Below are 5498 nucleotides of genomic sequence, written 5' to 3' on the forward strand. Positions count from 1 at the left end.
AAACAATCCTTTATGATCTATTTCTGCTTCGCTTAAATGAGGTAAAATCCATCTTTCTATTTTATTTTTGCTGATGAGTTCCAGATTATTAGTTATTTGATTTGCAATACAAATTTGCTAATTTTCTCGGAACTCTTTTTGTTTAATTAAGTTTAAACAACTTCATAGTTTAGTTTCATTAAAAACATAGACAACTTTATCAAAAAAATACATGCAAATTCAGGACTATTTTTTTATCCAGTTATGAGTGTATTAATTTTTAAATTTAAAAATAGGGATCAATAAATCTCAATATTTACAGGAGTAAGTACCACCAAGGTACTTCAAAAGGACTAAGAGGCTAAAAAAATATACAGATACGTAGTAAAATGTAATTTAGGATTTCTCTTTTTATTACTTTAGGCGTCAATATGCACAGGTATGAGTATCTGTATCCAAAATGCCTGTCGTATATAAAGTGGAGTAAAGGTTTTTATTTTACATGAAAAATTGTTTAAAAAGAAGCACAATTACCTGTTAGATAATCTTAAAATTAGTTTTATCTTTGTGTGTTAGATGAATGAGCTTTTAGAAAAAGGCAATAGGGCCTTTCTATATTAATAAAAGCATTCTTTAAAGGTTTAACTTTAAATAATTGAAAATGGCAGCAACACATTCTAATATGTTAGATTTAGGAACCAAAGCATCTTATTTTGAACTTGAAAACCCTCTGAATGAAAGATTAGAGAGTCTTCAGGAATTAAAAGGAGAAAAGGGAACATTGATAGTATTTATGTGTAATCATTGCCCATTTGTACACCATGTAATTGATAAGCTCGTAGAGCTTCATGAAGATTATAGAGAAAAAGGAATTCAGTTTATAGGCATTAATTCAAATGATATAGAGCGGTATCCCGCTGATGCTCCGGATAAAATGTTGGATTTTATAAAAGAAAAAAATATAAGCTTTCCTTATTTGTATGATGAAAGCCAGGCTATAGCAAAAGCGTATCGAGCAGCCTGTACCCCTGATTTTTATTTTTTTGATGAAAAATTAGATTTAATCTACAGGGGTCAGATGGACGAATCTCGCCCTGCTAACCATAAAGAAGTAACAGGTGAAGATCTGATTATTGCTTTTGAGAATCTATTGGCCGGACAGCCACAAGAAGAATTACAATTACCCAGTATCGGTTGTAATATTAAGTGGAAAGACTAATAAGAGGGATACGTTTTGTGTAAATATATAAGAGATGCTGCGCCTACGTGTAGCATCTCTTCATCTTTTTTATCAAAAAAAGCGAAGCATTCAATAGAGACAAAAAAGTTAACTTCCTTAAGTTTGCAAATTAGGGAATTCTCCCGCTACTTTTTCTTTAGGAAAGGGTTGTTTTCCTTTTCAATACCTATAAATGTAGGTTTTCCGTGTCCTGAAAATACTTGGGTATCATTAGGTAATGTTAAGAGTTGTCTTTCAATGCTCTCCATTAGTTGTTCAAAATTAGCTTTATATAAATCTGTTCTGCCAATGCTGCCCTGAAATAAAACATCTCCCGATATCACTAATTTATTTTCAGCATTATAATAGCTAAGACTTCCCGGAGAATGACCTGGAGTAAAAAAAAGGTGGAAGAGATGCTCCCCCAAGTGTAATTCATTATGCTCATCAATGAATTTTAGATCTCCTTCAAAATCAAAAAAATTAAATCCAAAGCGTTGTGCGGAGATGCTACCCATTTTTAGAATTTCTTCTTCCTTGGGGTGGAGATATACAGGAACTTTGTAAGTATCATGAGCCCATTGTAAGCCGAGAATATGATCGATATGGGCATGGGTGAGTAGTATTTTTTCAACTTTTAGCTCCTTTTCATCAATAAAGTGCTTTAGGCTGTCGTTTTCATAAGGCTGGCTATTTCCTGGATCTACGAGCCAAGCTTGGTTTTTGTTATTGTAGACAATATAAGTATTTTCAGAAAAAGGATTGAAACTGAATATTTGGAGATTTAACATAGAGGGATAAAATTGAAATTTTATATGAGAGTAAATTTACAAAAGCTTTTCTGGAGTGACTGATCAAAGAGTTAAATTTAGATAGTAACAATAGCTATAAGGTTGTGGCGTATATACAATCCCTGTATTAATTACAGGGATTAAAAACTGTCGGATCAAAGTGGCAGTTGTATCCATTCCTTTAAAATGGTATATTAATATGGTTTTCGGTTGTAAAAAATAAATAATATTACAAAGTCGTGCCGATTGAAAATTCTTAATAAAGCTCTTCACATAATTTTTTCATAACCTGTATCCACTCATCATTATCATTCAGACAAGGGATATAGGTAAAGGTTTCTCCACCTGCCTTTTTAAAGATTTCCTGACCTTCTTCGGAGATTTCCTCTAAAGTCTCTAAGCAATCCGATACAAAAGCCGGGCATACGACCACTAAATTTTTAACCCTTTTTTTAGGGAGATGCTCTAAGGTGATATCCGTATAGGGCTTTAACCAAGGATCTTTGCCTAATCGGGACTGGAAAGTGATGATGACCTTATTTTCAGGTAAGTTTAGTCGCTCTCTAACCAAACGCGTAGTTTCATAACAGTGATTTAGATAGCAGTATTCATTAAAATGAAAATTTAGGTCACTTCTACAATTTTCCAGATTACAGGTGTGGGTAGGATCTGTTTTATAAATATGTCTTTCAGGTACACCATGATAGGAAAACTGGAGCATATCAAAGTCATCGGGAAGCTGCTTTTTAATACTATTGGCCAAAGCTTCAATATAAATATCACGATGGTAGAAAGGTTTTACATATTTAATCTTAATATCTGGAAATTTTTTCTTTCGAACCTCCTCTGCTTTCACCGTAACGGTTTCCGTAGTACTCATGGCATATTGAGGATAGAGAGGAAAGAGTATGATTTCGTTTATGCCCTGGTTGACTAGCTGGCGGATCCCTTCCTCAATAGAAGGCTCGGAGTAGCGCATTCCTAAAGAAACGGGTAGATCTACTACTTTTTGAAGTTTTTTTTGTATCTGCTTTGAGAAGACGATAAGAGGTGAACCATCCTCTGTCCATACGCTCTGGTAAGCTTTTGCTGATTTTTTTGGACGGATTTGCAGAATAATCCCTTGCACTAAAAGGGATCTAAAGAGCCATCTCAGATCGATTACCCTTTCGTCCATTAAAAATTCATCAAGATAGGTTTTAACATCCTTTACAGATGTAGATTTAGGAGAGCCTAAATTAACCAGTAGGATGCCTTGTTGAGAAGCTGAAGTTTGAACTTTAGGTGCTGAAATTTCCAAACGTTAAGTTTTTTTAATTATCGAATTTAGAAGGTAGAAGAATTAACCATTTACCGCTTCCACATTTTTGACCAATTCAGGTAAAAATTGCTTTAAAATACCTTCTATGCCATTTTTTAGGGTCGCGGTAGAAGATGGACATCCACTGCAAGCTCCTTGTAATAACATTTTAGCTGTTTTACTTTCCTTATTGTATTCAATTAGAGAAATCTTTCCTCCGTCATTTTCAACAGCAGGAGCTACATATTCATTGAGGATATCGTTGATTTTCTGTTCGTCATGCGTATAATTACGATTGATGATTTTTTCGACTGGATTTTCATGTTGGAGGGGTGGAATATTGCTAATCGGGTTGCCAGCCTGTAAATAGGCTGCAATAAAACCCCGGGCATCCATCATGACTTCATGCCATTGGACATCTTCCGATTTGGTGAGTGCTACAAAATTATCGCTGATAAATACATTTTTCACATAATCCAGCTTTTCAAAAATTGTTTTTGCCAAGGGGATGTCTTCGGCTTCTTCGGCACTTCTAACTTCTAAAAAACCCTCCAATAAAAATTTGTTAGAAACAAACTTCATTACTGCGGGATTGGGGGTCATCTCTGCATATAAAGTGTAAAGCTCCTTTTTTTTAGGTAAAAAGATCCTGGGATAAGCCAAAAGCTGATCCTCGATTACATTTTTTAAGCTTTGTTGGACGACATCCCACTCTACCTTATCCTCTTTTGCTACTGCAATAAAGTTAGCTGTAATAAAGATGCGACTAATAAAAGGATAGTTAAATAATTCCTGAACTACGGGAATTTCTGAAATATCTGAATTTCTATCCAGCTCTAGAGAGCCTTCTATCAAGGTATGCCCTGCTACAAATTTCAGTACGTTAGGGTTTTCAGTAGATTCTATTGATATTTGATACATGCTTTTTGTGCCTAAATGAAAAATAAGTACAAAAATATCGTAAATTGGCCGAGAATAAAAATATAAACCATACTTAAAATGATTCGAGATGTTAATGTGTTGAAATACAGGGTTCTGTTAGCGTTAGAAACTTTCGATTCATTTGATTTATAAAAACAAAATATGGCATTAATAAAAGAATTATTGGGGAAAACTCCTGAGTTTGGAGATAACGTTTATTTGGCGGAGACAGCTACCATAATCGGGGATGTCAAAATGGGAAAGAATTGCAGTGTGTGGTTTAATGCAGTTATTCGTGGAGATGTGAACAGTATAAGAATAGGAGATAAGGTAAATATTCAGGACAATGCCATGATTCATTGTACCTTTGAGAAAACCCAGACAGTGGTCGGAAATAACGTATCTATAGGTCATAATGCCATTGTTCATGGATGTCAGATTCATGATAATGTTCTTATCGGAATGGGAGCTATTGTCATGGACGATTGTATTGTCGAGACCAACTCCATTGTGGCAGCCGGAGCAGTAGTGACCCAAGGATCACACATTAAAGCTGGAGAAATATGGGCGGGTATTCCTGCGAAAAAAATAAAATCTGTTTCTGTAGAACTACTAGAAGGAGAAATTCATAGAATATCTAATAATTACGTGAAGTACTCGTCCTGGTATGAGTAGTAAACTCTTTCAGTGATCCCATTAAGCTTACTCTGGAGGTTATCTTGTAGACTAAATTTTTGGTGGTATGTAAGTGTTGTCTACTCTTGTCCGCATCTACCGGAGAGTATAATAGGATTTACTTAGTTGTTGCTTTCCTTTTCATGTATTCCTATCTTTCATTCAGTTGAGTGAACCACTATTAACAATAGGAAATATTGTTTTGCAGTACTTCTTTTTTTTGACTCTCTTTATTTTAAGATACGTTACTTTAATGTTTTAATTGTTTATACACCTAGAAGCTTAAGGCCTTATTAATTTTGGTTGATTTTTGTGTCTTAATTTATTGAAATTTTTGTTTCTCTGATAGCATCAATTGATGTCTTAATCAATTGAACCCTTATGATTTGAATGTTAGCCTCTTTATTCGTTTAATTTTAACTATCTGCTCATCTCCATAACCTGTTGATCCATATCATTAAAGTTCTAGGATTATTCTAGATTGGCCAAATAGAAACATACGGGCTATAATAGATTATATGGATCATAACCCGTGGTGGATTTAAGCAATACGAGTTTTTAAGTTGTTAATATTTCTATTGTTTAGTTTATTAATGCATTGTATAACAGTCAT

At 34.2% G+C, this 5498-nt stretch carries 5 protein-coding genes; 2 read left to right on the plus strand and 3 right to left on the minus strand.

What is annotated here, in order from left to right; genetic code table 11:
• Window positions 1-640 precede the first annotated feature (640 nt).
• Window positions 641-1198 carry a thioredoxin family protein gene (locus tag GNY06_RS00605; protein WP_166518344.1) on the plus strand — a complete coding sequence of 186 codons (558 nt, stop codon included), beginning with the start codon at window positions 641-643 and terminating at the stop codon, window positions 1196-1198.
• Window positions 1199-1344: 146 nt separating this feature from the next.
• Here the strand turns inward: GNY06_RS00605 and GNY06_RS00610 are convergent, their stop codons facing one another.
• The 3 genes from GNY06_RS00610 to GNY06_RS00620 all read right to left on the minus strand — a co-directional run bounded on the left by GNY06_RS00610 (window position 1345) and on the right by GNY06_RS00620 (window position 4210).
• On the minus strand, window positions 1345-1989 hold the full coding sequence (locus GNY06_RS00610) for an MBL fold metallo-hydrolase (RefSeq protein WP_166518345.1): 645 nt from the start codon (window positions 1987-1989) through the stop codon (window positions 1345-1347).
• A gap of 256 nt (window positions 1990-2245) precedes the next feature.
• Window positions 2246-3289, minus strand: coding sequence for a ferrochelatase (gene hemH, locus GNY06_RS00615; RefSeq protein WP_176589920.1), 1044 nt, complete (start codon window positions 3287-3289; stop codon window positions 2246-2248).
• Between the two features lie 42 nt (window positions 3290-3331).
• Window positions 3332-4210, minus strand: a complete 879-nt coding sequence (locus GNY06_RS00620; protein ID WP_166518346.1) for a NifU family protein — start codon at window positions 4208-4210, stop codon at window positions 3332-3334.
• Between the two features lie 162 nt (window positions 4211-4372).
• Here GNY06_RS00620 and GNY06_RS00625 point away from each other — a divergent pair, with 162 nt between their 5' ends.
• A complete protein-coding gene (locus tag GNY06_RS00625) occupies window positions 4373-4885 on the plus strand; it encodes a gamma carbonic anhydrase family protein (RefSeq protein WP_166518347.1) in 513 nt (170 codons plus the stop codon).
• Window positions 4886-5498 lie beyond the last annotated feature (613 nt).

It is taken from the genome of Elizabethkingia argenteiflava (assembly GCF_009904105.1).
GTDB lineage: Bacteria > Bacteroidota > Bacteroidia > Flavobacteriales > Weeksellaceae > Elizabethkingia > Elizabethkingia argenteiflava.

Bases quoted from the DNA above. Each gene is read 5' to 3' on its own strand.
- GNY06_RS00605 (WP_166518344.1), top strand. From the start codon at position 641: ATGGCAGCAACACATTCTAATATGTTAGATTTAGGAACCAAAGCATCT.
- GNY06_RS00610 (WP_166518345.1), bottom strand. From the start codon at position 1,989: ATGTTAAATCTCCAAATATTCAGTTTCAATCCTTTTTCTGAAAATACT.
- GNY06_RS00620 (WP_166518346.1), bottom strand. From the start codon at position 4,210: ATGTATCAAATATCAATAGAATCTACTGAAAACCCTAACGTACTGAAA.
- GNY06_RS00625 (WP_166518347.1), top strand. From the start codon at position 4,373: ATGGCATTAATAAAAGAATTATTGGGGAAAACTCCTGAGTTTGGAGAT.